Annotated in this window: 26 protein-coding genes, 1 tRNA gene and 1 pseudogene; 12 read left to right on the top strand and 16 right to left on the bottom strand. The window is 70.0% G+C overall.

All coding sequences use genetic code 11. The annotated features are described in order from the left end of the window. Positions 1 to 217 precede the first annotated feature (217 nt). Complete coding sequence (locus G6048_RS13175; protein ID WP_165339691.1) at positions 218 to 841, bottom strand: TetR/AcrR family transcriptional regulator; 624 nt, start codon at positions 839 to 841, stop codon at positions 218 to 220. Positions 842 to 883: 42 nt separating this feature from the next. Continuing rightward, on the bottom strand, positions 884 to 1189 hold the full coding sequence (locus G6048_RS51795) for a helix-turn-helix domain-containing protein (protein ID WP_206341542.1): 306 nt from the start codon (positions 1187 to 1189) through the stop codon (positions 884 to 886). Between G6048_RS51795 and G6048_RS13165 the strand changes: the two genes are divergently transcribed. From G6048_RS13165 to G6048_RS13155, 4 genes are all read left to right on the top strand, one after another. Further along, complete coding sequence (locus G6048_RS13165) at positions 1076 to 1621, top strand: cytochrome P450 (RefSeq protein WP_328825823.1); 546 nt, start codon at positions 1076 to 1078, stop codon at positions 1619 to 1621. The two genes, G6048_RS51795 and G6048_RS13165, sit on opposite strands and share 114 nt — an antisense overlap. Before the next feature lie 77 nt (positions 1622 to 1698). Continuing rightward, complete coding sequence (locus G6048_RS50900; protein ID WP_268978731.1) at positions 1699 to 2142, top strand: SDR family NAD(P)-dependent oxidoreductase; 444 nt, start codon at positions 1699 to 1701, stop codon at positions 2140 to 2142. Next, entirely contained in the window at positions 2067 to 2678 is a 612-nt protein-coding gene (locus G6048_RS50895; protein WP_328825821.1) for an SDR family oxidoreductase, read from the top strand. The genes G6048_RS50900 and G6048_RS50895 overlap by 76 nt, the downstream gene beginning before the upstream one ends. Before the next feature lie 303 nt (positions 2679 to 2981). Further along, positions 2982 to 3185, top strand: coding sequence for a hypothetical protein (locus G6048_RS13155; protein ID WP_165339690.1), 204 nt, complete (start codon positions 2982 to 2984; stop codon positions 3183 to 3185). Here the strand turns inward: G6048_RS13155 and G6048_RS49440 are convergent. After that, positions 3178 to 3324, bottom strand: coding sequence for a hypothetical protein (locus G6048_RS49440; RefSeq protein WP_165339689.1), 147 nt, complete (start codon positions 3322 to 3324; stop codon positions 3178 to 3180). The genes G6048_RS13155 and G6048_RS49440 overlap by 8 nt on opposite strands. Positions 3325 to 3585: 261 nt before the next feature. Then, positions 3586 to 4212: a TetR/AcrR family transcriptional regulator gene (locus G6048_RS13145; protein ID WP_165339688.1), complete on the bottom strand. Its 627-nt coding sequence runs from the start codon at positions 4210 to 4212 to the stop codon at positions 3586 to 3588. 126 nt (positions 4213 to 4338) lie between these two features. Between G6048_RS13145 and G6048_RS13140 the strand changes: the two genes are divergently transcribed. Continuing rightward, a complete protein-coding gene (locus G6048_RS13140; protein ID WP_165339687.1) occupies positions 4339 to 5286 on the top strand; it encodes an NADP-dependent oxidoreductase in 948 nt (315 codons plus the stop codon). A 726-nt stretch (positions 5287 to 6012) separates the two neighbouring features. Next, positions 6013 to 6843 carry a hypothetical protein gene (locus G6048_RS13135; RefSeq protein WP_165339686.1) on the top strand — a complete coding sequence of 277 codons (831 nt, stop codon included), beginning with the start codon at positions 6013 to 6015 and terminating at the stop codon, positions 6841 to 6843. On the opposite strand, the gene G6048_RS13130 is transcribed toward G6048_RS13135, so the two are convergent. The 10 genes and pseudogenes from G6048_RS13130 to G6048_RS13085 form a co-directional block, all read right to left on the bottom strand. Further along, a complete protein-coding gene (locus tag G6048_RS13130) occupies positions 6844 to 7464 on the bottom strand; it encodes a hypothetical protein (protein ID WP_165339685.1) in 621 nt (206 codons plus the stop codon). A 518-nt stretch (positions 7465 to 7982) separates the two neighbouring features. Continuing rightward, a tRNA-Met gene (locus G6048_RS13125) sits at positions 7983 to 8056 on the bottom strand. Positions 8057 to 8118: 62 nt separating this feature from the next. Continuing rightward, complete coding sequence (locus G6048_RS13120; protein WP_165339684.1) at positions 8119 to 8691, bottom strand: transcriptional regulator; 573 nt, start codon at positions 8689 to 8691, stop codon at positions 8119 to 8121. Continuing rightward, a complete protein-coding gene (locus G6048_RS13115; RefSeq protein ID WP_165339683.1) occupies positions 8691 to 10268 on the bottom strand; it encodes a helix-turn-helix domain-containing protein in 1578 nt (525 codons plus the stop codon). Before G6048_RS13115 ends, G6048_RS13120 begins: the two co-directional genes overlap by 1 nt. Then, entirely contained in the window at positions 10265 to 10552 is a 288-nt protein-coding gene (locus G6048_RS13110) for a helix-turn-helix domain-containing protein (RefSeq protein WP_165339682.1), read from the bottom strand. The genes G6048_RS13115 and G6048_RS13110 overlap by 4 nt, the downstream gene beginning before the upstream one ends. Positions 10553 to 10668: 116 nt before the next feature. Then, complete coding sequence (locus tag G6048_RS13105) at positions 10669 to 11070, bottom strand: hypothetical protein (protein ID WP_165339681.1); 402 nt, start codon at positions 11068 to 11070, stop codon at positions 10669 to 10671. A 197-nt stretch (positions 11071 to 11267) separates the two neighbouring features. After that, positions 11268 to 12746: pseudogene (locus tag G6048_RS13100) on the bottom strand (UvrD-helicase domain-containing protein). Continuing rightward, entirely contained in the window at positions 12743 to 13219 is a 477-nt protein-coding gene (locus G6048_RS13095) for a hypothetical protein (protein ID WP_206341540.1), read from the bottom strand. Before G6048_RS13095 ends, G6048_RS13100 begins: the two are co-directional and overlap by 4 nt. 2 nt (positions 13220 to 13221) lie before the next feature. Next, a complete protein-coding gene (locus G6048_RS13090) occupies positions 13222 to 14073 on the bottom strand; it encodes a DUF6083 domain-containing protein (protein WP_165339679.1) in 852 nt (283 codons plus the stop codon). Between the two features lie 171 nt (positions 14074 to 14244). After that, positions 14245 to 14508: a helix-turn-helix transcriptional regulator gene (locus tag G6048_RS13085; RefSeq protein ID WP_165339678.1), complete on the bottom strand. Its 264-nt coding sequence runs from the start codon at positions 14506 to 14508 to the stop codon at positions 14245 to 14247. Between the two features lie 183 nt (positions 14509 to 14691). On the opposite strand from G6048_RS13085, the gene G6048_RS13080 reads away from it, so the two are divergent. Continuing rightward, positions 14692 to 15723 carry a hypothetical protein gene (locus tag G6048_RS13080; protein ID WP_165339677.1) on the top strand — a complete coding sequence of 344 codons (1032 nt, stop codon included), beginning with the start codon at positions 14692 to 14694 and terminating at the stop codon, positions 15721 to 15723. A gap of 72 nt (positions 15724 to 15795) precedes the next feature. On the opposite strand, the gene G6048_RS13075 is transcribed toward G6048_RS13080, so the two are convergent. Then, positions 15796 to 16404 carry a TetR/AcrR family transcriptional regulator gene (locus G6048_RS13075; protein WP_165339676.1) on the bottom strand — a complete coding sequence of 203 codons (609 nt, stop codon included), beginning with the start codon at positions 16402 to 16404 and terminating at the stop codon, positions 15796 to 15798. Between the two features lie 339 nt (positions 16405 to 16743). Here G6048_RS13075 and G6048_RS13070 point away from each other — a divergent pair, with 339 nt between their 5' ends. After that, positions 16744 to 17361, top strand: a complete 618-nt coding sequence (locus G6048_RS13070) for a hypothetical protein (protein WP_165339675.1) — start codon at positions 16744 to 16746, stop codon at positions 17359 to 17361. Positions 17362 to 17393: 32 nt separating this feature from the next. On the opposite strand, the gene G6048_RS13065 is transcribed toward G6048_RS13070, so the two are convergent. Next, the gene (locus G6048_RS13065) at positions 17394 to 19742 is read right to left on the bottom strand and encodes a DEAD/DEAH box helicase (RefSeq protein ID WP_165339674.1); all 2349 of its coding nucleotides are present in this window, start codon (positions 19740 to 19742) and stop codon (positions 17394 to 17396) included. A gap of 260 nt (positions 19743 to 20002) precedes the next feature. Here G6048_RS13065 and G6048_RS13060 point away from each other — a divergent pair, with 260 nt between their 5' ends. The 4 genes from G6048_RS13060 (at position 20003) to G6048_RS13045 (ending at position 25401) form a co-directional block, all read left to right on the top strand. Further along, a complete protein-coding gene (locus tag G6048_RS13060) occupies positions 20003 to 21025 on the top strand; it encodes a TniQ family protein (protein ID WP_328825815.1) in 1023 nt (340 codons plus the stop codon). Between the two features lie 210 nt (positions 21026 to 21235). Beyond that, positions 21236 to 21895 (top strand): hypothetical protein, encoded by a 660-nt coding sequence (locus G6048_RS13055; protein ID WP_235989662.1) that lies wholly within the window; start codon positions 21236 to 21238, stop codon positions 21893 to 21895. Positions 21896 to 21940: 45 nt separating this feature from the next. Then, complete coding sequence (locus G6048_RS13050) at positions 21941 to 24334, top strand: Mu transposase C-terminal domain-containing protein (RefSeq protein ID WP_235989660.1); 2394 nt, start codon at positions 21941 to 21943, stop codon at positions 24332 to 24334. After that, complete coding sequence (locus tag G6048_RS13045; RefSeq protein WP_165339673.1) at positions 24334 to 25401, top strand: ATP/GTP-binding protein; 1068 nt, start codon at positions 24334 to 24336, stop codon at positions 25399 to 25401. The genes G6048_RS13050 and G6048_RS13045 overlap by 1 nt, the downstream gene beginning before the upstream one ends. The last annotated feature ends 119 nt before the right edge of the window (positions 25402 to 25520 follow it).

Below are 25520 nucleotides of genomic sequence, written 5' to 3'. Positions count from 1 at the left end.
GCCGGACCGCGTCCTGCCCGGCCTGGACACGGGACCACGCCGGAGGAGCGGAGGGAGGACCAGCAGGTCCCCCACACCGAGAGGACGAGGCCCCGGCCCGAGCGGTTGACACCGCCTGGGCCGGGGCCTCGTCCTTGTGCGGGTATTCGTGCCGGGGACGCGCCGAGGCCGCCGGCGTCGGTGACGGCGGCGGCCTCGGTCGAGGGCGGTGGTCGGGTCAGGAGGTGGGTACGGCGACCAGCTGCAGTCGGCCGTCGGCCAGGGCCACGATGGTGGAGACCAGCACCTGCAGGCCGGTCACCTCGGCTGCCTGGTCGGGCAGGGAGAGGTGCTGCATCGTGAGCCCGTCGAAGCCGGCGAGGAAGTACCGGGCGATGGCCTCCGCCGGATGGGCGAGGGCGTGGCCGGTGCGGTCGGCGGCCTCCGCCACCAGCTTCGTCGTCACCTTCGTGATCTCGCGGTAGTGGCTCTCCAGAGCCTCGCGCAGGTGCGGTGTCCGCAGCGCGAACATGGTCAGCTCAGTGAGCAACTGGTGGCTCGCCGGCGTCTCGCGCACCGTGCGCCACAGCGCGGCGGCCAGCGCGGCGACCGTCTCCTCGAAGCCCGCGTCCGCAGGCGCCACCCGCTCGACCTGGGCGACCAGCTCCTCGGTGAGCTGTTTCATGACGGCCCTGTACAGGTCTTCCTTGGTGCCGAAGGTGTAGTGCACCGTCGCCTGGGCCACGCCGAGCTCGGCGGCGATGGCCCGGGTGCTTCCGGCGGCGATGCCCTCCCGGGTCATCAGATCGATCGCCGCCTTGATCAGCTGAGGGCGGCGTTCAGCCGCGGAAACATGTGCCATGAGTACATCATATCGACTCTGTCAATTGAACCAGTCGATCGATCAAGTCAATTGTGCTGACTGTGTCGGCCACCCGCTGCGGTCCTCTCTGTGGCCGACATTGAGATCGGCGATGGCGTCGACCACTGCGGCACCGAGCGCGGTCAGGCGCATGGGGTGGTCTCGGTAGGCGTGTGTCAGCAGCGGGCCTCCCAGGTCTCTTGTCAGCCGCCGGACCTGAGAATAGAGGGTTGCGTGGTTGATGCCGAGGCCGGCTGCGGCGTCCCGGAGGGTGGGGTAGCGGGCGGCTGCCGCGAACCGGGTCAGCCAATCACGGGCGCACGGTTCCTCGCGCTGAACCCGGGACACCGCCAGCAGCTGATCGATGACCCCGCCCTCGTGCCCAACGCCGTCGAGGAGCTCATCCGCCGCCACGGGCTCGTCAACACCGCGCGGCTGATCACGCAGGACACCGAGTTCCAGGGGATGCGGCTCAAGGAGGAGGAGCAGATCCTCGTCCCCAACCACCTCTACGGCCTAGATGAGCGGCAGGTCGACAACCCGCTCGTCGTCGACTTCACCCGGCCCCATCCCGAACAGCACCACGCGGCCTTCGGCAACGGCCCCCACCGGCGTCCTGGCTCCTTCCTCGCCAAGCTCGAACTCACGGTGTTCCTCCAGGAATGGCTCCCCCGGATCCCGGACTTCGTCATCAAGCCCGGCACGACGCCCCGCACGGCATCCGGTTCCGTCAACACCGTCCATGAACTCCACCTCGCGTGGGACACCGATCCCCGCTGATCCACCCGCTCGGCGAACCCGGCCGGCAGGTCAGCACCATCACACCGGTCCTCCGGCGCCAAGACTCAGGAGCATCCATGTCCCAGATCACCTTCACCGATCGTGTTGTCGCGATCACGGGCGCCGGCCGAGGACTCGGCCGGGAACACGCCCTGGACTTCGCCCGCCGGGGAGCGGCAGTCCTCGTCAACGACCTCGGGGGCACCGGGTTCGAGGCGGGCGCCTCGAACAGCGCCGCCGACGAGGTCGTCGCCGAGATCCGGGCCGCCGGCGGGCGGGCCGTGGCGAACTACGACTCCGTCAGCACCCGATCGGGCGGCCAGGCGATCATCGAGTGCGCGATGGACAACTTCGGCCGCATCGACGCGGTCGTCAACAACGCCGGGTTCCTGCGCAACAAGGTATTCGAGGACCTGGGGACGCCGAGCTCGACGACATCATCGACGTGCACCTCAAGGCGGCGTTCTACGTCACTCAGCCCGCCTACCGTGTCATGCAGCGTCAGGGGTACGGGCGCATAGTGTTCACGTCATCGGCCTCCGGCGCCTTCGGCAGCCCGGAGCAGACCAACTACGGCGCGGCCAAAGCCGGTCTGCTCGGCCTCACCAACTGCCTCGCCTGGGAAGGGCGCAAGCACGGCATTCTCGTCAACGCCGTGCTCCACACCGCCGGCACCCGGCTGGCGCAGGAGATGAGCCAGCAGTGGTACGACGAGATGGTCGCAGAGGTCCACCCGGACGCGGCCGTCCTTGCACCCACCCATGATCCCTCCTACGTCACGCCCGTCGTGGTCTACCTCGCAAGCGAGCAGAACACGGCCACGCGCGGGTTCTACTCGGCCACCGGCGGGCGATTCGCCAAGGTCGTCCCCGCGGTGACACACGGCTGGTTCGGCCCGCTGGAGCGTCCGGCCACCGCGGAGGAGATCGCCGAGCACTTCGCCGACATCGAGTCCGACCAGCACGGCTATGACCTTCCCGAGAACGTGATCGACGAGGGCCGCCCCGTGCTGGCGCGCAGGCTTCAGCAGACGGGCTCCGCGTCCGCCGGGGCCTGATCTCCTATAGCAGGTCGCTGTCGCGGCTGATCACAGCCTTGCAACTGGGCACAGCACACGGCCGCTACGGCTTCGCCCTGCCAGGCGAGGTCCAGGGCCACCGCTCCGCTCCACCGCCAAGCCCGAAACCGCCTCCACCACGATCCAGGAGGTCTCCTCAGCCGACCTTCTCGTGCGACAGACCCACCTGGCCACCGATCTGTCGCACCCCCCCGTTATCTTCTTCGCGGTCCTACAAGAGGGCCGCCCGGACGGGCAGGCGGTCGGGCGGCTGCGGCTGGGCGCCTGAACGGGGCCTGTGCGGTGAGGTCGAGGAAGTCGGCGACGGGACCCCGGCCGGATCCGCCCGGTACATGTGAGGTGTGGGCGGCACTGGGCGACGGGGAAGACGCGCTCGGCGACGTCGACGGCGGCGTCCACGTCGCCGAGCGCCAAGCTCTCGCGGTCTGGCTGGTCAACGGGACCGAGGGGCCGGCACGGGCACCTGACGCGGGGCCGGTCAGGTGACGGGGATGACGTAGACGCGGGCGAAGTGGGTGCCGATCACGGCTTCGTGGAGGTGTCCGGCGATGGCGCGGTCGCCTTCGACGCCCAAGACGACGTGGACGTGGGAGTGGCCGTTGCGGATCTCGCCGGAGCCGGTCATCTTTTTCGCCGGGCAGGCGGTACTTGGTGATGGTGTCCTTGAGCGCGTCGCCTTCGGGACATGGTCGAGACGGTGTAGGAGTCGGCGGCCCCGATCAGGGAGACGATCGCGGCGTCGGTGATGCCGGCCCTGGCGGCCTGGCGGTTCAGCTCATCGGGGAGACCGGTTCACCCGTTCCTCGAAAGTGAGTTGACACGCGGGCGGCACGAAGCAACAGGCATTTCTGATCAATCGCTTGCCGGTGGCTGCTGTACGAGTTCGTCAGAGCGAAGGCATGAGAATGACGTCGACGATCGCTGCGATGTCGCTGTCGCTGATCTGCCGGCCGCGGACGAGCTGCCAGTGGATCAGGAGAGCGAGGGCGGCGGAGACCGCGATCGGGTGCTCTCCTGACGGATCGGTCCGGCCCGGGGGCCGATCGCCGCGCTCCACCGCGTGCGCCAGCACGCCCTCGACGGCTTGGTGCAGGGAGTCGATATAGCGCTGGCGGACGAGGCTGCACAGTTCCGGCTCCTGGCGAGCTGTGTCGAACAGGGCTGAGAGCAGGTCGACGCGAGAGTGGTCCGGGCTCCGGGTGGCGCGGGTCAGGGTCGCGATGAGTTCCGCGCGGAGTTGGCCGCGGCCGATCGTGACCGGGACGAGGTCGTCGGTGAGACCGGCGTGGTCCAGCGCCTCGGCGGCAAGCTCTGCGCGGGACCTCCAGCGCCGGTACACGGTCGCCTTGCCCACCCCCGCTCGTGCCGCGGCCTTGTCCATGGTCAGCGCCGGATATCCGCCCTCGGCGAGCAGTTCGCTGGCCGCGCGCAGGATCTGGGCATCCCGGTCGGGGTCACGTGGAGGGCCCGAGGCGCCGGGGGGACGGCGCAGTCGCGCACTGGGGTCGGGCATGCCTGCTCTCTTCTCACACTGGGACCACTTTGTATCGAGCTTATCGGCTCTGTTAGCGTCCCCCTCGAACCCGGAACATACTTGTCTCGGGTTCTGGAATGATCAACTTGATCGTGAGGTGGCGTAGTGAAGGCTGTGGGTTTCACCGAGTTCGGCGGCCCGGAGGTCATGCGGGTTCTGGATCTGCCGGAGCCGCATGCCGGGCCCGGGCAGGTGCGGATCAAGGTGGCCGCCGCCGCTGTACACCCGTCCGATGTCAACGCGCGGCTCGGGGTTGTCGCCGAGTACAGCCCCGAATGGTTTCCGCCCGCCGAGAGTTACGTGGTGGGGTGGGACGCGGCCGGGGTGATCGATGAGGTCGGCGAGGGAGTGCGTGCCGAATTGGCGGTGGGTGCCGAGGTGATCGCTCTGCTGGTGCCGAAACTGGCGCTGGGTGCGCAGGCGGAGTACGTGGTGGCACCGGCGGAATCGGTGGTCCGCGCGCCCAAGGGGGCCGGCCTGGCGGCGGCGTCGACCCTGCTGATGAACGCGCTGACCGCACGGATGGCATTGGATGCCCTTGAGCTGCCGTCGGGAGCAACCGTCGCGGTGACCGGCGCGGCCGGTGCGGTCGGCGGTTATGCGGTGCAACTGGCCAAGGCCGCCGGGCTGACGGTGATCGCCGACGCGGCCGAGACGGACCGGGACCTCGTCATCGGCCTGGGCGCCGATCACGTGCTCCCGCGCGGGGACCAATTCGCCGAACGAGTACGTGACCTGTGCCCCGGCGGCGCGGACGGGATCATCGACGGCGCGGTGATGAACGACACGGTGACCGCAGCGGTACGCGACGGCGGAAACATCGCGACCGTGCAGGGGTTCACCGGGACCGCGGACCGTGGTGTGCGCTGGTGCCCCGTGTTCGTGCACGACCGGATCCGGGACACGGCGGCCCTGACGGAACTGCGCGACCAGGCCGAGACCGGCATCCTCACACTCCGCGTCGCGGCGACCTTCCCCGTCGACCAGGCGGAAGCGACGCACCGGCTCTTCGAAGCCGGCGGCGTCCGCGGCCGCCCCGTCCTGCTGTTCTGAACAAGGACAAGGACTGACCGCCCCGCCCCGCTTGATCGGGCCCCACCCTGAGATCGGAAGAGGGCAGTTCCACGACAACATCCCAAGCTACGAGGGCTGCCCTCCTCCACCGGCACCGGGACTTCGCACCCATCGGGACATCAGGCATCGTCCCGCAGCGGGAGCGCACTTCGACCGGAGGGCGTATCCCCTCACGAAGCCACGCCGAGCCAGACCTCATCCACCAGCCGAGGCGACACCACCAACATTCCGCCAGCGGGACTACCGTTGCTGACCGCTCTGACATCCCGACGCCGGTGTCGACGAGGGTCTGAGCGGCCCGAGTGACGCTGTCCACTGCCCCATGCTGGACGAAGCACAGCAAGCGGTGCCAAGATCCCCGACTATCGGCGCTCGTCACGAAGGCGAGCTGAACCGTCCGCCGAACTTCCACTGGTAACTGCGCAGTGGCCGGTGCGCGTCTTCGGGAGTGTCATGAATCAGGTGTGATCTTCCCCGAAGGAGTCACCTGATGAGTACGACGACGGATCACCGGATCGAGAGCTTCGGCAGCGTGTCGCTTGCCGTGGCCGACGGCAGCATTCAGGGTGCCGACGTGAAATCGATGCCGGTGTCGCCGAACGGTCTGTCCAGCGAGCTGCTGGAGGAGCTGGCCGCGCTGGAGGCCGAGAAGGTCCGCGGCGAGGGCGGGTTGCGGCTGATGGGTGAGGGCGGGCTGCTGGCCGGATGCTGCTGCAGGCCGGGGTCAGCCGGGTCGGTTACATCCGCGCACAGCTCGATCCGGTGCGCAGCGGGCTCGTCGTCAGCGGTCCCGGGGCGGCGGCGAAAGTCCGCAAGCTGCGCGAGGAGGGGTTCACGGGACCGCTGCTGGCGGATCCCGCCGTCTACACCGTGGCGGCGGCCAGTGAGGATGGTCCTTTCCCCGATGTCTCGGAAGGCCAGCTGTCCTTCGGCGACCCGCTGAGGCTGTCGATCGAGGAGCAGGTGGGCCACCGTGCGGGCGCGACGGCGGCCATGACGCCCACCGGATATCTGCACGCGGAAGACTCCGACGCCCTCAAGGCCGCCGTCCACCAGATCCTGAAGCTGGAGGACTCCCACGTCTTCCAGGCGGCCAAGCGGTCTCCGGGCGGACCGAACTCGCCCTCCGTGCTGCTGCCGGAGCTGATGGACTTCTTCCTCGGCGAGACGCTGGCGAAGAGGTTCGCCGCCGGCCTGGCGCCGGTGTGCCGGTGCGCGGCCTGCGACGGACTCGTGCTGGACACCTTCGTCAGCAATCACTGGCAGGTGCCGGCGGCCGCCCACAACGCGGCGGTGCTGATGGAGTGGCTGCGCACCATGGACGCCGTCGAGCCGGCCGGACGGCCCGCATGGTGGCAGCAGCGCTGCCAGCGGGCGGTCGACCGCTACCCGGTGCTCAACGCCGAACTCGACCATCCCGGGTTCAGCGCCTTCAAGGTGCCCCAGCAGTTGCTGCAGTGGGCGCAGGCCTCTGTCGCCCCGCAGGCTTCGTCGACAGCCCGCCCGGTGGCGGGCGTGGAGCGCGGTGAGCCGTGACTAGCCGATGCGGCGGTGGAACTCCTCGGTGAAGCACCACGCCGCGGGCGTGTGGCGGCGCGGGGTGTAAGGCCGGGGCTCCAGCAGCAAGTCCACGCTCTCGCCGTCGGCCACCAGGATGCCGATGCCGTAGAAGGCGGCTTCCATCAGCATCTCCTCAGCGGCCGGTGGAGCGCTATCCAGCAGCAGGGCGCGCCGGCAGAAGGGGGCGAAACGGCCGGCTTGCTCCAGCCCTCCGCGCCAGCCCGCGGCGCTCGCCCGGACTACGGCGAGATCAACGGTGAGCGGTCGCACCGCGCGACGGGTGACCTCACGGCGGTCGGCCTCGGCCGCACCGGCCGGAAGCCGCCGTACCGCCGAACGCAGCCGTGCGGGCAGCGACGCCAGTGCGACGGGCTCATCTACGGGCAGCTCCAGAAGGGTCTGCAGCGCATCAAGACTGTCCAGGCGCGCGGCTGACACGCGGGCGCGGCGTGCGCATTCTTCCTCGTCAAGCCGGTAGAACAGCAGCGCCTGGCTGCCCATCAGCTGGAGCGAGACAGACAGTACGGCAGGATTGAGCAGGGCCGCGGAGGCTGCGCGTACCGACGTGCCCACCGACGGGCTGGCCAAGGTCACCATGCCGTTCACCCTGCCTCATCCGACTTCAGCCGCACCCGGCGGCCCCGACTATCCCACCCGATGGGGCACGGCCGCCTCGTCCAAACGTTCCAAAAACGCACCCAATCCCTGCCACAGTGCTATGCCGCCGACCGCACGGTAGAACTACCGTTGTTCCCCAGGACACCAGGCCTGCGGGGCCGTATGCCGCGCGGCCAGGTGGACCACGGCGCAGGTCCCGCACAGCACGGCGGCTCGGTGACGGGTATGGGCAGACCAGGACCTGCTGCGAGATCCCAGCGCGGACCCGCGCACATGGCAACCCTGCACTGTGCGCAGACGCCAACCGCTGCGATCCGCGCACCGTCACCGACGACTCCCCTGTTCGCCGCAGAGAGTCCAGCGAGAACGGCCTGAGATCGATCACCTCGGGCAGGCAGCAAGGGCGGCCGGGCCTCCTGCTGGGCAGGAGGCAGACGTGGGCTTGCGCCGGGAACGCAAAAGAGCCCGGATCGTGTAGATCCGGGCCTCTTCGGCAGTAGCGGGGACAGGATTTGAACCTGCGACCTCTGGGTTATGAGCCCAGCGAGCTACCGAGCTGCTCCACCCCGCGTCGGTGATCCCCACCGTACGCCATCCCAGCAGGCACCGAAGACCACCTTCCGGCGCAGGGCTCTACGCGGCGAAGCCGACGTTGGTGACGTACTCGTACTGGCCCCACTGCGAGCCGAGGTCGACGATCGTGTCCTGCCACGCGGCGTCGAGGCTCTGGGGGTCGCCGGCCGCCCAGGAGCCGACGATTCGGTCCCAGCGGCGCACGTTCATCGTCCGGTACTCCACCACGCGCTGCAGCGGCTGCGGCACCTGGGACTGGTTGAGCGGGTGGATCTCCACTCGCGTACCACGTCCGTCGCGGTTGAGGCGCCTGAGGAGATGGCGGGCGACGTTGTGACGGCGCACCGCCCGGTACACCTGGTCGATGCGTTTCAGGTTGGCCTTGGAGGGGCGGCGTTCACCCTCCAGCCAGGCCTTCAGCGTCCGGTGGGTCACTGTGAGTCCGGCGTCCTGCGCTGCCTTCAGGGTCTGGGTCGACTTCGTCAGATAGTGCAGGCGCGCCGTCCATCCGCGCTTGGCGGTCACGGGAGTGGCGATGCCGCCCGCGAGTTCGTCGAGCTTGCGGGCAACGGCGTCGCTGCCCTTGATGCCCTGGGCGCCGAACCTCCCGAAGTCGATGTTCTTCTCCGGCACTACTCCCCCTCTCCTGCGTGCTCACCGGCGTCGGTTCCGGCGGCGTACGTGTCCTTGACCTTGACCTCGGTAACACCTCGGCCTTCGGCGAAGACACGGCGCCAGTCACCGATGACGTGGAGTTCGTCGGTGCCCATCGCCCGGACGACGGCCAGGCCTTCGTCATGGGCCTTGAGCGCCTTGAGCCACAGATTGGCGAAGGCCTGGCTGCGGATGAGGTGCATCCAGTCCGGACGGTAGAGCTCCCGGTTGTAGTTCGACTCCCCCATCGTGGAGACGAACTTCGAGTACATCGCCTTCACGTACTCCAGCGTCACCGTATCGCCCTGCTCGATCGCCGTGTCGCGGGCGTCCTTCAACGCGATGCGGAACTTTTCCAGCAGGTTCTCCGTGGCCCCGGAGGTGTACGACTCGTGGATCTGAGGAGGCGCGCACAGCTGGTGCTTCGGGCCGGACAGGCGCAGCAGGAGGCGCAGCGTCGGCTCGGTGACCCACAGCGGGCCGGGCTCGTCCCTCTGGCCGATCGGGTTGGGCAGCACCGCCTCGTGCTCCCACTCGGGCGGGGTGATCAGGTGGACTCCGGAGCGGCGCCGGTCGTGGGCCAGGCCGGTGGAGTGCTCGAGCTGGCCCAGGGGAAGGTGCGTCTTGAGGGCGGAGAGGTAGGCGCCGTTGATGTCGAGCGCGGTCACCTCATGCCGGCCGGGCGGGAGTTCGTGACGGGTCCACTTGGGGCGGGCCTCCCAGATCTGGTCGGCGCCGCGCGCGGTCTGCTTCTTGAGGATGTCGGGGATCCAGGGGTGCGCGATCACGTCGTAGCGGGCGCCCTTGCGGGTCTCGTCCAGCAGTCGCATTGCGTCCGGGATCGCCCGCTTCAACAGCGCCGCCGTGGCTGCGTCGACGTCGCCCCGGTGCTCGGCGAGCACGCCCTGCACGGCCTCGCGGATCAGGCCGACCGGGCCGGACGGCTCCTGGAACGCGTGGCGGGCCGGGCCCTTGGAACGCTCCGTCGCACGCACCGGACGTGCCGTGCACAGCGGCGCTTTCGGAGTTTGCGCAGTGGGCTGTTCAGCAGGTGGGGCAGGCGCGGCAGCGGGGGCTCCAGTGGCGGTGGGCTGGCAGTCGGCCGGTGCCAGGTGCTGAGCGAACCCCGCCACGCGCTGTCCGGCCGGACGGCCGCACAGCACACACGGCTCGGGCACGACGAGCAGCTCTACGTCGTCCCCGTCCTCGTCCTGCCCGGGATCCGGCGAAGACGAGGGAGTGACGGTCGCGGCCGTGTCTGACGTGAGGGGCCGCTCCGCAGCCGGCGCCGCCTCAGTCTCGGTGGCGGTCTCGGTGGCGAGCTTGGTGTTCAGCCCGTCCAGCAGGTACGCGTATTTGGTGCGGATCTCGCCGGCCGGGTCCCGGCCGCTTTCCCATCCGCTCAGGGTGGACGGGCTCACGCCGAGCGCGCGTGCCACCTGCGCCTTGGACAGCCGAGCCCGCTCCCGCAGCTCGCGGCGCACCTGACAGGGCGGGAGTTCGGCCTCCGGGCCGACGGCGTCAAGCAGCGAGTCGATCGCGTCGAAGTCGCTCACCGGCTCGTCCCCTTCGCTTCGGTCCGGACGGAACGGCGCCTGCCGGTGGGCAGCGCCTCGCACGCCCTGGTCGGACCCCCCAGCAGGTCCAGCACGCCGATGCCGTAGTGCTCGGCCAGGACGTCGACGTCGCGCAGGCTCCAGGAGATGGCGCCCGACTGCCGGCGCGACACCTGCGTCTGCGTCAGTCCCAGCACCCCCGCAACCGACCGCTGCGAGTCACCCGTCACCTGCATCAACGCGGCCACTGTCAGCCGCAGCGACTCCTCCAAGCTCAATCCCATGCCGCCATCTTACCTACATCTATGCAACTCTCGCATGTGAATCAGCCTTTTACTATCAGCGATGTAGGAAAGCTTTCATCGTCACGCAGGAGCTGAAGATCCTGGGCAAGTGGGTGTCAGTGATCCGGGCCTCCCTGATCCCGCGGGATCCGTCGGGCCGCGCGCCGGGCTTCCCGTTTCGCCTGGCGCGCCGCTTCCACCGCACGATCGGACAGGCACCGCGGGCACACGAGGTCGACGACACGGCGGCGCAGGGCCCGGCGCAGCCGGAGCCCGGGCGGCGGCTGCCACCCACGACAGTGGCGGCGCACCGTACGCACTCCGATGCCCAAGAGCGCCCCGACCACGGAGGCATTGTCGGCGTAACCGGCCAGGAGGAAGACCATCTGCGCCCGGTGGCCGGCCGGGAACCGGGCCGCGAACTCGGTCCGCTCTTCCGGCTGGAGGAGCGCGTCGTGGCGTTCGCAGCGCGGCGTCGTCTTGTTGTTCCGGGCGATGCCCGGCGAGCTGATGTTCATGAGCCAAGAGCCTGCCCGGGGCCGCCTGTGGACAGCGGGCGGCCACTGAGGGCTTCTCGGATGTGCCGTCACCGGCAGGGTCGGCGCCCGTCACACTCGATGCTGCACCGTCCCGGATCATTGCGATCCGTACCGCCGCTCCCCCGTGCGACTCCTTCCAGGCGGAGGCACCGAACGCCCAGAACCCGCCCGGAGTATCACTGTGGTGGCTGGGGACTGGCCGATGCTCCTTCCGGATGCTCGTTGATCCAGGACAGGCCGCCGATGTCGAGGCGGCGCCGGGTGCGGGTGACGGCCACATAGGCCAGGCAGGCCTCCTTGTCGTCGATCCGGCGGGCCGTCCCCTGCCCTGTGTCGTGCGGCGGGCCGTCGGAGGGTGGGGCGAAGTCGTCGGCGATCTTCACCTGTGCCCATTCCCGGCCTTTGGCCTTGTGCGCAGTGGAGACGGTTACCTCGGCCTGGCCTTCGGGGGCGAGATGGGCGACGGCGGCCAGGATGGCGTCCGCGCCGTGGGTATCGACCAGGTCGACCAGGGGTTGCAGGTCACGGCCGGCGGGGTCGTAGGCGGCGTAATCCTGCAGATCGCCCCAGGTCGTGAACAGCACCAGTTCGGGATGCGTGGTGCGGCGTCCTTCTTTGAGGTCGCGGGCGGCCAGGGCCAGAGCACGCAGGCTGTCTCCTCCCCCGGCCAGCGCGACCCGGTGTCCGCCGGACAGCAGCTCCATGACTTGGGCCATGGCACCGACGTTGGTACGGCACAGCACGGCGTCGGGCCGGCTGACGGGGCCGAGCTCGGTGGGCACGGTGTCGGCACCGGTGAGACGGATAGGGGCGTCGGCCAGGTGCAGCCAGCGGTTGGCTTCCTCGGCAAGGCGGGGGCCGAAGCGGAAGGACCGGGACAGGGCGAGCTGGGTGCCGTCGAAGCCGGTCATGACGTCTTTGGCACCGCGCCAGTGATAGATGGCCTGGGCGGAGTCGCCGACCATGACCAGCTGGGCGTGGTCGCGTTGGGCGAGGAAGATCTGCTCGACAACGGGGTTGGTGTCCTGGGCCTCGTCGAGGAGCAGGAAGTCGGCGTCGATCTTCGGCTGGGTGAGGGCCCAGATTTTCAGGTAGTGGTCGTGGTCGAAGCGGACGGCGCCGTCGTCGGGGTGCTGCAGGTCCATCCAGGCCTTGCGGGCGAACGGAACGATGTGAGCGGCGAGTTGCGCGTGCAGACAGGGCTCTTCCAGGCCGCGCAGGTGCGGGATGTGATGGCGGGTGATCGTCGTATCGGCGGTGTGGCAGAAGCGGGCCACGGTGCGCAAGGTGACGTAGGAGAGGGTTTTTTAAGAGAGGTCGCGTTCGCCGACCCGGAGGGCTTTGGTGATGCCGAGGGCCTGCCCGGTCTGCCAGGCGGGGCGGCGGGGGGCGTTCAGTCGGCGGGTGTAGCGGTAGCCGACGGCGGCGTAGGCCAGGGCGTGGGCGGTCTTGCACAGGACGCTTTTGGGAAAGCGCGCGGTGGCGTCCTGGGCGATGGCCCGGTTGTAGGCGAGGTAGCGGCCGCGACGCTGGGTGGCATGGGCGAGCTGGGCCAGTGTGGTGGTCTTGCCGGTGCCCGCACCGGCCTGCAGGGCCAGGTGTTCGCCGGCGTGGAAGGCGTCGGCCGCGGCGGCCTGTTCGTCGGTCGGTTTCAGCACGGCGCGGCTCCGGAAGTGCGGGTCAGGGCGTGCCCGACGGCCGCGATGAGATGGGCGGGCGTGGTGTGGGCGAGCAGATCCTGCAGGGCCCGGTCGAGGCGGTCGGCCTCGGCGCTGGCGTGCTGGGCCAGGGCCCGGTGAACGGCCAGTTCCATAAAGCGTTGGGGTGTCTGTGCTGCGCGGCCGGCCGCTGCCCGGAGGGCGGTGTGTGCGGCGGGCGGCAAGGCGACGTTGAGCAGGATCTTGCCGCATCGGTCGGGGTAGTGCGTGGTGATGACGTCGACGGGCAGCCGTGTGCCGATCCGGCGGCGCAGTCGGGTGAGGGCCTTTCCCGGGGTGTTGGCGCGTACGACGGTCATGAGCCGGGTGGCGTCGGAGTTGGCGGCGAGCGGCATCGTGCGGCCTGCGTGATGGAGTTCGGCCGCGGTGAGGGATCGGGTCAGGGTGATTTCCAGGGCGTGGTGCGCCATCGTCACGCCTCGCCGCCGGGGTCGCGCGGGAGGCGGGTGCGGATGTGCGCTGCGTGCAGGAGGGGGTCGAAGACCTGCCATCCGGCCAGGGCAAGGTCGGCGGCGTTCGGCGCGGCGGCATGAGCGGGGCAGCGCTGGGTGCGCCAGCGCAGCTGCTCGGCGTACGGCAGTCTGCTGAGGTCGTAGAGGGCCATCAGCCCGGCGGGCAGGGTGAGTTGGCCGCGCTGCGGGCTGGCAGGCAGGAGTGCCCAGACCCCTTTGGGGGCGTCGGGGGCGAGGACGGGCAGCGGGCAACGGCGGCGGTGCCGGGTCTGGGCCACACACCGGATGTCCTCGACCGGCCGGTCGGCGAGATAGCGGCCCAGCAGCAGCTGCATGACGGGACGGGCGGGCCGGGCGCTGCCGGCGGCCGGCTCGGGAGCGGCTGGCGTGGACGGGGTGAAGGCACCTGAGTCGATCAGGCGCCGGGAGCGGACGCCGAGTTGGCGGCGCATCTCCTGGACGTGGGCGGTCAGGCGGGCCGTGGGGGTGCGGCTCGGGCAGAGCACGGCGTGCGGGATGCGGCACCAGGCGCTGCCGTCGCCGTGCGGGTGGGCGATCCCGCTGCTCAGATGCCAGCGGCAGGACGCGGGGACGTGAGCGGCAGCCAGTTCGGCGGGGTGCAGGGCGATGGGGCGCTGATCGGCGCGCTGGTAGAAGTCGATGTGGTTGCCGCACGCGCGGCAGCGGCTGCTCTGGCCGGTGCGCAGTAGGCGGCTGGGGCTGGTGGCGGCCACCCGCAGCGGCCGTCGGGGCCGCGTAGCGCGGGAGCTGCCGTCCCAGTGGCAGGGGGCGGAGGCGGAGTTGGGGCACATGGCGGTGAAGCTTCCAGACGACGCGCCGCTGTGCCGGGGCAGGTCTCGGAGTGTCCTACGGATGGCGCAATCCCGGGGAACGCCCGCACGACTGAACGAACGTGCGCTCGATGCCGGGTCGCCTGTTCAGGTGATGTCGCGCCGGGAGGGTGGAGGGGCCTGGCGGGCGGTTCAGAGTTGCGGCGTGCCGGGTGGGGTGTGGTCTGCGCAGAGGGAGCCGAGGAGCTCGTCGATGGAGACGCCGAGGGCGTGGGCGAGGGCGTGCCAGGTGGTGACGCTGCCGGTGGTGTGGCCGTGTTCCAGGTCGATGAGGGTGCGCCGGGCCAGGCCGCTGCGGCGGGCGAGTTCGTCGAAGGTCCAGTTGCGCTCGCCCCTCAGCCTCGCCAGCGTCACACGCAACGCGAGGAGGTCGGGATCGGGCGGCAAGATCGTCACCCCACCATCCGACGGTGCAGGACCCTGCCATGTCAGTGCAGACCTCTGCACTATTTGCTAGGGAAGGGGTGGCACTCGGCGGTGCTGGAGTAGGCGCTGCGGCGTGCCCCGCCCACCGCCCCGGACGGCGCCTGGGGCACGCCCGTTCGACGGCACGGATCAGATCGGAGGACAGCGAGCCCGATGAGGCTCTCCACGCACGAGACGGTGCAGCGCATCTGGACGGTGCGGCTGCACCCGCAGCCGGGCGGGCCGCTGCTGAGCTGCCCTCAATGCACTGCTACCGGCTACCGGCTGCCGGCCGCCTCGGCCCGCTCCGCCGCCCTGACGCACCTGGCCCGCCACGCCCGACGGGACGTGCTGCCCAGGCATTTGCGGACCTGCCAGTGCCGGGCCCGAAACTGCTCCTGGCACCCGCGCCACCGCGGCTGCGCCGGCCCCGTACTCCTGGCGCTGACCTGCGACCGCAGCGGCCGCGTGTGGCGCCTCGCGGATGCATGCGCCGCCTGCGCGGCCGCCACCACCAACACCGCCGTCGTACCCGACACCTTGCTCGCCTCCGCACGCGCACGGCCGGCCGGTGCGGCAGCCAGGCACGCCCGTCCCCCGCACGGACCGGGCGAGCGGCTGCGGGTGCGGGAAATGCTCACCTACCTCGGGGTGGCGCTGCCCCGCTTCTCCTCCCCCGCCGCCCGGCTGCTGGCCCTGCAATGCGCCCTGCGCGCCGACGTCCGAGGCCGCGTCCGGCTCCCCAGCGGTCTTCTGCGCAGCATGCGGCTGCACAGCCGTTCCGAACTCTGGAGCGAACTGGAACATGCCGGGTGGCTCCGCTGTTCTTTCCCGCGACGTCCCCACGCGGAAGCGTGTCTGCTGGATGCGGACATGCAGACCCAGACATCCGGTCGCGGCGCCCGTGCCCGCGCGGCGCACTGGGCCCTGCGTCCTGTTCCGCTGGTCGCGCCGCGCGGGATGTCCCCCACGGTGCAGCTCACCGCTCTGGTCCTGGCAGCCCACACGTCCGACGGCGTCGGAAGCGCGGAACTCGACGTCCTTGCCCGGCTGGGCGGTCAGTCACCGCAACAGGTGGAGGACCTCCTCGACCAACTGGTCCGCTGCCGCCTCCTGGCCGCCTGGCAGCACCTCAGGGAGCACGACGAGATCTGCTGGCGCCTGCCCGAACGCGGCGCACCGAGCGGCGCCGCACCAGGAAGGTGACCTAGCGGCCGGCCCGTTGCCCGCACGGCTCTGGGTGGTGCGCCGGGAGGAAGAGCCGGCAGGGCTGCCGGTTCAGGCCGGGTTCGGGACGAGAAGGCCGTCGAGGTACAGCTGCAGGATGCGCGGGCGGAACTGGTCGGTGGCCGACCAGTTGGTGCCCGGCAGCGGGCGGCTGCGCTGGGTGACGGCCGTCATGAGTTCCTCCAGGGACACATCCGTGCGCACCTGTCCCGCCTGCTGTGCACGGGTCAGCAGCAGCTGCGTGGCGTGCACCAGGCGATCCTTCTGGCGCGTCAGTTCCGGGCGCACACCGGCGAGTTCGTCGGACAGGCAGCACAGGCAGGCAAGCCGCTGGCGGGCCGCAGCCTGCACGAAACGGCTGAGCGCGGCGAACGGGTCGTCTTCTTGAGCGGCGGCTTCCCCGGCCGCATCAGCGCAGGCCATGGTGACCCGCTCGATTACTTCTGCCAGAAGGGCGTGCCGCCCGGAGAAGTGGCGGTAGCGGGTGGCGTTGCCGACTCCTGCACGGCGTGCGATCTCGTCCAGGGGTGCTTGCGGCCCCTGTTCCACGAACATCTCCTGCGCTGCGTCCAGGATCCTGGTCCGGTTGCGCGCCGCGTCGGTCCGGGGCCCTCTGCAGCGTCGGCCCTTAGCGTCTGCGTCCGACTCGCAGGCCCGCATGCTTGTCCCTTTCGCAGTGTTTCCGCGCTTTCTTCGTTTCAGTATTTCCCCGGCGGGTCCAACTACCCCCTCGACGGCGGAGGTTGAAGGAGCGCGGGGCCGCCCGCCAGATGGGCGACAGGCTGGTCCCGACTGTTGTCCGCACGCGCGGCGCCGGTCCACCACCTCATGGCTCGCATGCCCCAGGGGGCGGAACCGGTCGGACGATGACCGCAACTGCTCACGTGTGCGCACATTCGGGCAGAGAGAGGTCATGCTTCGTACTTAGCGGCTGGGCAGTGCGGCGCGGACGCTAGCGTCCCCCAGAGTGTGCACTGCTGCGGGAGGCTGGACGTCATAGTGGAAGCGGTCTCGGATCTTCTCACTCTCAGAACGGACTACACGGCCAAGATCGATGCCGACCTGGAGCTCGTCGAGAAGGACCGCGAGCGCGTCCGTGCGGAGATTACCGTGCTGCAGGATCAGCTGCACACCCTGGAGGACAATCACGCCCTGCTGCTGAGCATGCGGGAGGCCCTTTCGGATCACTCCCCTGCCGCTTGCCCGGAGCCGGGGACAGACGGCGCAGCCACGACCGGCAGCAGTTCTGCCGCTCCGCCCGTGTCCGACGGTGTGCCGCTCACGGACGGCAGTGCCGCTGCCGGTCCTGGCCAGGCGGCCGTGGCACCGGAGGAAACACCGGCGGCCGCGAAGAAGGCGCCGACGCTGCGGGACCTGGTGGCCGGTGAGCTGAAACGGCGTGGCGAGCCCTGCTCGTCGAACGATGTCGCCACCGCACTGGCCCGGGCACACCCCGGCAGGAGGATCAAGGAACCCGCAATGCGTCACGCGCTGGAGGCGCTGGTCGCGCAGGGGCGGGCGCGGCGGGCCAAGCGCGGCTCGCGCGTCTTCTACCTCCCGGCCGGCACACCTGCGGCGGCCGGACCGGCGGGGGACAACGGCACGGGTACGGGCTGAACTCGGCCGCGCGGCGGAGCGTGCTCGTTGGTTCAGGCAGCCGCGTCGCGAAGCGGCGGTGCGGGCGGCAGGAAGACCGGCATCGTCTGGAAACCGAGAGCCTCCAGGCCGGCGTGCTGGCGAGGTGTCATCTGGGCGCTGTCCCTGCGCCGCCGGATCAGCCAGGCACCGAGGTGGACCTGGTCGCCGAAGATCTCTTCGGTGTGGTCCTTGGGCATGTCGAGGTGCCCGTGGCGCTGGTGGTACTGGCGGGCCGCGCGCAGGCCGCGGTTGAAGGCCCGCTCGCGCAGGCTGGTGGGGCGGGTCAGCAGCATGCTGTGGGGGTGGGCGTCGGGGCAGGCGCGGGCCAGGGCGGCCAGGAGGTGCTTCTGCTGAGGATCGAGCAGGTGGAAGTGAGTGATCTGCCGGTCCAGCCAGCTGTCCCAGGCGGAGTCACGGCTGTCGTGGCGGTGGTAGGTGCACCGCCAGGTGCTGGTGGTCAGACGGCGTCTGATCTGCGCGTAGGTGTACTGCCAGCGCAAACTCCAGGGCGGGTTCCAGAAGGGGTCGATGGCGTTGAGGGAGGCGATGCGGGCGGGGGCGAGCTGGCCGGTGTCGGCACGGCAGCGCATGGTCTCCAGCCAGGCGGCCAGGCGGCGGTCGCCGCCGTGGGCGTTTTTGCCCAGGGCGAGGGTGCCGTGGCGGGCGGCGCAGGCGGTGATCTGGGCCAGGTGGTATTCGAAGCTTTCGGGGGGATGCGGCCAGGACAGCCCCATGCTGGTGAGGGCGGCGATGCGGTCGGCCGGCAGGCCGTCTGCGGCGTACAGGGAGCGTTGCTGGCCGATCCACTGGCCCAGGGCCAGGCCGTCGCTGGTGACGTGTTCGCTGGGGACGTTCAGGTGATGGTGGCGGGTGCGGAAGGCCTGGGCGGCCTGCAGGCCGTCCTTCCAGAAGGCGTTGTTGGGGGCCTTGTGGGTGCGCAGCTTCAGGGTGCGGGTGACCTCGCCGGCACGGTGCGGGCGAGGTGCAAGGGGTTGTGGTCGCGCTTTCAAGCAGGGGCCGAAGCGCTGGTACGCCTCGGTGTCGTAGACGGCGAGGCCGTTGAAGAAGCGCCAGAAGTCTGAGAACGAGGAGGATTCCATGGTTTGTCGGGTGGACTGGCCGGGTGCGATGTAGACGGGGATGAAGATGGAGGCGCACTTGGCCTGGCCCGGGGGTTTGCGCAGGGCCCGGCCGATGCTCTGGGCGATGTGGTTGGGGCTGCGGCGCGGATCGGCGATCAGGATGCCGTCGGTGTCGGGGGCGTCGACGCCTTCGCTCAGCACGCGGACGCTGGCGAGCACGGCGCAGTCGTGGCTGTCGGCGGTGCTCCCTGGGGTGTGGGCGGAGAAGTGCTCGAACTCGTGGAAGATCTGCTGGCGTCGCCAGGGCGCCTGGTGGCAGTGCAGGGCCTGCGCCCAGGGGTTGCGGATGCCGGTGCGGTCGGCGAGCACGTCAGCGGTCTCGGGCAGAGAGGTGACGAAGCCGCGGGCGGCGGCGATCCGGCCGTGGAAGGACAGCACCCGGCGCGCGTCGTGTTCGGCCATGGACATCAGCAGGGCTGCCTGCATCGCGGCCAGGCGCAGCCCGTCCTGATGCGGGGTGGGCAGGGGGTCGTGGAGAATGCCGCGCAGCATGCTGTCGTGGACTTCCGGCACGATGAGCTGGTAGTCGGCGAGGATGCCGCGTTCGATCGCCTGGGCCAGGTCCAGGTTGTAGACGACGGGGCCGTAGATGGTGGGGTCGTCCATCGAGGCGAGTCGTTCGATCCGGGTGCGCGCCTTCGGGTTGTGCGTGGTGCGCCAGTTGCGGGGCGTGGCGGTCATGTAAAGGCGGTGCGCGGCCGGGATGGCGTGGTCGTCGTGGATGAGCGCCCAGCGTTTGTCCCAGGCGCCGCTGGTGCGGTGGGCTTCGTCAGCCAGGGCGAAGGCCCAGGGCGGCAGCCGTTCGCCGCGGTGGGCCTCGGCGATGGTGGGCAGGGAGGTGTAGGTGGCGAAGACGGCGATGCGTCCTCCCTCGGCGACACGGCGGGCCAGCACCCGGGCATTTCCGGTGAGCAGCAGATGGCCGCGCAGGCTGCGGTCGTGAACGCCAGGCAGTGAGCACACGCCGATGAGCTGGTCGAAGCCGCCGTCGGCCAGCCAGCGGCCCGCGGTCTGGGTCAGGAGTTCGAGGGTCGGGACGAGGACGAGGACGGGGCCGCGCTCAGCGAAGTGCTCCGCGACGCGCTTGCCGATGAGGGTCTTGCCGGTGCCGCAGGCGGCGATGATGGTCGCGGCCGCGTGCCGCGTCCCGCTCAGGGCGTCAACTCCCGCAGCGACGGCTTCTCGTTGGTGGGGGCGCAGCTCAACACGGCCGGACATGTGACGCGCTGACTCCCTCGTCGTGAACTGCGCAAGGCACCTTCACCAGTCTGTTCGCAGTGGAAAGCCTGGCAGCTTCGCCGCAGGGTCCGGCCGACAGTGACCGAAGCTGCTCTTTCTTTTCTTCGCGCGTGCGCAAGAGGTCGCCTCGGGGACCGAATGTGCGCCAGGTGGGACCGTTTCGTCAGCCTGGGCTGCCTGCCTGGGGGCGGCGGGAGTTAGATGAAGCCGCAGCCGGACATCCCGGAAGGAGCGCCGTCGTGGCGGAGCAGCGAGACGAATGGCTCGGGCGGCGCCGGATACACCTGCGGCTGCGGTTTCTGCAGGGTGAGTCCACCGGCTCGTACGTGACGCGGCTGGCTGCCCGCAACAACCGCCCTGCGCAAGAGGTACTGCGGAGCATGGGCACCGGCCCGGTGCCGGTCGATCCCCAGTACACCGAGATGTACGTCAGCCGCTACGCGCGCGAGCGGCTGGCCACCCTGGCCGGTCACACCGTCGCCGAGATGCAGGAGCGGCTGATCGGGCTGCGCGACGAATTCCTCATGCCCAAGACCGCCAAAGACGACTGGGAATGGCCCTGGGACGCGCGGGCCGGCTACATCGTGCAGGCCTGCTCCCTGTGTGCGGCGCGCCGCGGCACCCGCTCGCCCGCCTGGCTGATCCTTCCCGACCCCTGGCAGGTGTGCCTGCGCCACCAGCGCTGGACGGACAACTCCCGCAGCACCAATCACCCTTACATCGATCTCAGCGAGCTCGCGGAGGTCGTGCGCGCGCAGCAGCGCCTGAACCGGATTCGCAAACGCCTGGGCCCGGCCGGACGGTGGGTGTTCGCGGACGCCTGTTCCATCCTCGTACGCTCCGGATATCTCGAGGATCCGGCACAGACCAGGCAGTGGGGTGTCCTCGCGGCGGAGCTGGGCGAGCAGCGGGTGCGGCCGCTGGCGCAGTTCAGCCGGCTTTCCCTGCTGACCCGGGACCTGGCCTGGCTCGAGGTGCGCCGCCTGAACGGCGTACTGGGCAGCACCGAGTACCAGGACTGGCTGCCGCGGACAACGAGTCGGCACGGCTACCGGTTTATCGAGCCGCTGACCGTCTGGCACCGCCAGCACCGGCCGCTCAAGCAGGGCATTCCGCAGCTTTGCAGCGGAGACGTGCCCTCAAGCACCGTAGTGCGAAGGGTGACAGGTCATGCCCTGCCCTCCCCGTTGGCGCCGGTGGAGGAGCTGACATGCCTGCCGTGGGTGCGCATGCCCAACTCGATGGACCGGCTGTTTCTGTAGTCATCCGCGCCTCGTACGGCTGCTTTCGCCTCGGCTGAGCAGAGGCCCGGTGGATCTCCGGCAGCAGGGAATCACCGTCAAGGGAACAAGGGCATCTGCATCCTTTCGGGTGAACTCCTGCGGCTGCGTCACATGAGCTGGGAGGAGGCCCGGAGCCTGGTGGACGTCTGCCGCACAGCAGGGCACGGCGCGGCACGAGGGGAGCAGCTCGTGGACTTACAGGTGCGCTACCGCGACGACATGGGCCACGAACGCCTCAGCACTCCACGGGCGTTGCGCGGACTTCCGGTGGAGGAATGGCCGGTGCTGCACGAGCAGCGCGCCTACCGGGGGCGGAAGTCGAAGGTGCGCCAGTGGTGGTCGTCGACCACCAAGAAGGAGGTCAGCTGCCGGTCCCGGGAGCACGCATACGCGGCCATGTTCCTCGACCGCGATCCGCGCATCGGCTACCTGGCTGCGCCGTCGCTACAGGTCGAATGGCGCGAGGGTGAGCGCGCGGGGGTGGTGAACCCGGCGTTCTTGGCGCGCACCGTCGAGGGGCAGCAGATCCTCTATCTGCACTCCCCCGCCGGGAGGGAGCCGGACGATCAGGAATGGTCGGTGGCCCGCGCGGCCGCCGCGCAGGCGGGATGGCAGGTGGATGTCGCCCGCGCCCCGGGCGGCCAGCTGCGCCGCAAATGTGTACATCGTCTCGCAGTTCCGTCACGACGAGTTCGCCGACGAGAACGCCAGGGCCGTCCTGCTGCAGGCATTCGCCCGGCCCCTGCCGTTGAGCAGGGGTGCCGATGCTGTGGATCTTCCCCCCGGGCGGGGCCGTGCCAGCAGCTGGAACTTGCTGTGGGCACAGGATCTAACGACGCACTGGGATGAGCCGCTGACCCCCGACAGCACGGTGTGGGCGGCCGGAGCAGCAGTATGAGCGCCGTCCTCTCCCTGCCGGTCGACGCCCCGGTCGACGCCCCGGACGAGCCGGCCGGGACGCTGCGGCCGGGGATGACGGTCCGCTGGAAGCGCGGCCGCTATCTGGTGGGCGCCTTGCAGGGTGCCAACGTGCACCTGGCGGCGATGGATGACGGCGGCCAGGACGCGCTGGTGCTGGTGCGCATCTTGGTATCCGCCCCGGACTTCGCCGTGCTGAAGGCCGACGGGACGCCGCAGGAGCCGGAAGCGGTGCCGGACCTGTCCGTGCTGGACCGGCTGGACAAAGAACAGCTGGAGCACGTGCGCTGCTGGGAGAAGCATGTCCGGGAGGTGCTGACCGGCCGCCCTGTCGGCGCCCGCAACGGCGCCTTCACCCCGCGGCACGGCTACGATCCCGCGACCACCACCCGCACCTCCCGCTACGCCCTCAAAGCAACCGAGCTGAAGGCGGCCGGTCTGACCGGGTCGGTCGCCACCGTGCAGCGCAAATGCCTGGCCTACAAAGCACACGGGCTGCTCGGCCTGGTCGACAAGCGGTGGCTGCGCACGAGCACCGTCTACGGGAACGTCGACGAGCGGGTGGTGGCGCTGATCCGCCAGGAGGACAAAGCCCAGCGCGGCACGTCGGCGGGCACCTTCTCCCGGCTGTACAAACGGGTGCGCACGGCGCTGCGCCGCGCGCACCCGGACGAGTACCGCGCCCTGATGCCGGCCCGCACCACCTTCTACGACCTGCTCAAGCGGCTGGGAATCTCGAAGGAGTCGCTGGAGGCCGCGCCCGGGCAGGGCAGTGACGCCACCACCCCACCCGAGCCTCCCTACCATCCGGCGCCGGTGTCGTTGCTGGGCGAACGCGTGGAGATCGACGGCACCGGGCTGGACGTCCTGGCGCTCGGCGACGACGGGCGTCCCGTGGCAGCTGAGCTGACCTACGCCCTCGACATCCTGAGCCGCAGCTTCATCGCCGGAATGATCGTGCCCAAGTCTTCGGGCCGGAAGAAAGGGCCGGGCAGCCGGCGCCGCGGCGGCCGCAGCACCAAGTCGCTGGATGCCGCACTGCTGCTGGGCCAGGCCATGGCGCCGCTCGCGGCGCGCCCCGGCTGGTCGCCACAGACGCTGGCCGCCCACTCCGACCTGCCCTACGCACACATGCTGGCCGGCGATCCGCGGATGGCCGGCGCAGCGGCCCGGCCGGTCATCCGCCCGAAGACGGTGGTCGTCGACAACGCCAAGATCTTCAAAGCCCGGCACTTCAGGGACGCGTGCAGCATGCTGGGCATCGAGGTGGAGTCCGCCCGCGAGCGCACCCCCACCGACAAGGCGGTCATCGAACGCACCAACGCCTCGGTCAAGAGCATGTTCTCCCAGTTCGTCGCCGGCTACACCGGCAACAAGCTGGCCACGCGCGGCAAGGACGTCGAAGAAGAACGGCTCTGGCCGCTGAACAAGCTGCAGGACATGTGGCACGAGTGGGTGGTCACCGAGTGGCAGCAGCGGCAACACGAAGGACTGCGCTCCCCCTTCCTGCCTTCTCTGATCCTCACCCCGAACCAGATGTATGCGGCGGCGGTGGCCATGGAAGGCGCCGTACCGCGGCCCGTCACACCGGATGAGAGCCGCAAGCTGCTCCTCCAAACGAAGCGGACCGTCACCCGCGACGGCATCAAGATCGGCAACCGTACGTATGTCAGCCACCGCATCCGGGAGTTCAAGAACCGCCACACCGGCATCAAGGGACAGGGCCAGCGCTGGCCGGTCTACTACAACCCCTACGAGCCCAGCCGGGTATGGCTATACGACCACACGGTCGAGAACGACCCCGCCCACAGCCCGTGGGTGGCCTTCGACTTCAAGTACCAGCACCTGATCCACGACGCCTGGACCCAGTACCTGTGGGAAAAGGCCGCCGACCTCGTCGCCGGTCTCCTCGGCCGGGAAGGCAGCGAGGAAGAAATCGCCCGGGCCGTGGACGATCTCCTGGCCCGCGCACGGCGCGGCCCCTCCCCCACCTCCACCTCTGCCAAGCCGGTGGCCGCGTTCGTTCCGCAGCCCCTGGAGATCGCCGAAACACCGGTCAACCCGTATGCGGGGATCACCCGGGCCGAACCCGGCAGCGTGACGCCCGCACCGTCCCTCAACGTCGATGCCAAGGACCTCTTCCCCGGCCGCCGTGCCGCGCTGGCGCCCACTGCGCCCGAAGGTGCCGCCCCGCCTGCGTCGCCGGTCCAGGCGCGGCCGCCGCGGCGCCGTCCCGCCTCTGCGGGAGGACAGAGCCTGGGCGGATCAGCCAGCGACATTTTCCGGGAGCTGGCATCGGATCCGCCCGAGAAGCCGCCGTGGCCCGACCAGGACTCGCCACCGCCCAGCCAAGACCCGCAGGAGACGTGATGGACGCTGCGCGCACCGCCCCGAAATCAGCCGCCCCCGCAGCTCTCGCTGCGCGGTGGGCGCCGCTGGATCCCGAACTGCTCACGGTGCGGGAGGGGTTCATGGACTTCGTGCACCGCAAACTCGAGCCTCCGGATCTGCAGGACTGCGCCCCCCAGGGCACAGAGGTCACCGACACCGACCCGCGGATGATCTATCACGGGGAGATGATCCCCGTCAGCACTCCCGACGTGACCCAGGGACTGAAGGACGCGCGGCGCACTCTGCGCACCAACCGGTTCCGCCCCACCGGCAAACGCATGAGCATGATCGTCGACGGATGTGCCGGCAAGACCACGCTGCTGCTCCAGATCGGTCGCGCCTACCAGGGAGTGCTGGAGACCGAACGCCGGCCGGACGATGAGTGGACCCCCGTGGTCTACATCAACGTCCCGCCGCGCCACGAGAGCAACATGGACTGGTCCCTGCCCTTCGCGGACTTCTTCGGCATGGACCACACCATCAACATCGACAAGCGGACCTACCGCAGCACCGACATGACCGAACCGGTCGTGCACGCCATGCGGGAAAGCCGTACCTCCCTGATCCTCATCGACGGCGTCGACCGCATCCACGACAGCGACCTGGCCGCCGCCTTCGACTACTTCGACTGTCTCCAGGCCCGCCTGCGCGTCTCCGTCATCTACAGCGGTCGCGGCGCCACCGACATCGTCAACGAAGGCCTCCACAACCGCCGCCGCAGCGAACGCCCCCGCACCTCCGAGCAGTTCCGCAGCAGTCAGCCCGTCATGCGGATCAGCCCCATCCCCTTCCGAAAAGGGCAGGAAGGGGGATGGCGCACCGTGCTGCAGAGCTACGACGACAACCTCCGGCTCTACAACCACCAGCCCGGCGCCCTGCTGGAACTCGACGAAGAACTCCATGAGCGCACCCACGGCTACATGGACACCCTCGACCAGCTCATCTGCCAGACCTCCCAGGAAGTCATCGAAGACGGAACAGAAGCCATCACCCAAGAAGCCCTCGACAACATGATCGTCGGCCGCAACGACCCCGACAACGACTGACCCAGCGCCGGTACAGGCGCGCCAACGGCGGCCCGAATCCCTCTCCGAGCACCCCTACAGCGCCGGCGCCGAAGCAGCGGGACTGCCCAGGCAGCCGCAGCAGCCACGCAGGAAGGTAC

The sequence above is a fragment of the Streptomyces ureilyticus genome (genome assembly GCF_011045025.1).
Classification (GTDB): Bacteria; Actinomycetota; Actinomycetes; order Streptomycetales; family Streptomycetaceae; genus Streptomyces; species Streptomyces ureilyticus.
Note: the sequence above shows the minus strand (reverse complement) of the source record. Positions and strands in the feature narration are given on the sequence as shown.